This window comes from Streptomyces graminilatus (assembly GCF_001418565.1).
In the GTDB taxonomy this organism is placed as follows: Bacteria; Actinomycetota; Actinomycetes; order Streptomycetales; family Streptomycetaceae; genus Streptomyces; species Streptomyces graminilatus.
In genome coordinates, this window is sequence record NZ_LIQQ01000839.1 from 1 (window position 1) to 942 (window position 942).

The 942-nt window shown below is 65.3% G+C and carries 1 protein-coding gene; it reads right to left on the reverse strand.

From position 1 onward, the window contains the following. Positions 1–272: 272 nt before the first annotated feature. On the reverse strand, positions 273–942 hold a 670-nt coding region (locus AOK08_RS48315), incomplete at its 5' end, for a proteasome accessory factor PafA2 family protein (protein ID WP_241827332.1).

Genomic DNA, 942 nt, shown 5'->3' on the forward strand with positions numbered 1-942 from the left:
CGGCGGTGAACAACAGGGCGGGAACGGCCAGCAGCGCGACCATGCGTCGTTTCGTGTTGTAGTTCATCAGTCCAACTGGGATCGGGGGCGGGGACAATGGCCGCCACTCTACGACCTGCGCGCTCCCCGCACGGAGCAGCACAGGACACGCCACCCGACACACCACGCTCACGTCGCCCCGCCGCACACGCAAAACACCGTTGCCCGGAGGCACGAACACCTCCGGGCAACGGGATCACCCACCGTTCACACGCCGGCCGACCGGCAACCGGTCACATTCCGGCGATCAGTTTCTCCACCCGCTCGTCCACCGAACGGAACGGGTCCTTGCACAACACCGTGCGCTGCGCCTGGTCGTTGAGCTTCAGATGCACCCAGTCGACCGTGAAATCACGGCGCTGTTCCTGAGCCCGCCTGATGAAGTCACCGCGCAGCCGCGCCCGAGTCGTCTGCGGCGGAACCGACTTGCCCTCGAAGATCTTCAGGTCGTTGCAGATCCGCGCGGCCTGGTTCTTCCTCTCCAGCAGGTAGTAAAGACCCCGCCTGCGATGAATGTCGTGATAGGCGAGGTCTATCTGCGCGACACGCGGATGCGACATCGTCATGTTGTGCTTCGCCCGGTACCGCTCGATGAGCTGGTACTTCATCACCCAGTCGATCTCGGTACCGATCCGGTCCAGATCCTCGGCCTCGATGGAGTCGAGCACCCGGCCCCACAGCTCCAGCACCTGCGCGACCGTACCCGTGCGAATACCCCGCCGGTCGACGAAGTCCACGGCCTTGTCGTAGTACTCGCGCTGCACATCCAGCGCCGAGGCCTCCCGGCCACTGGCCAGCCGCACCTTGCGACGGCCCGTGATGTCATGGCTGACCTCACGGATCGCCCGGATCGGGTTCTCCAGGGTCAGGTCCCGCATCACCGTGCCCGCCTCGATCATGCGC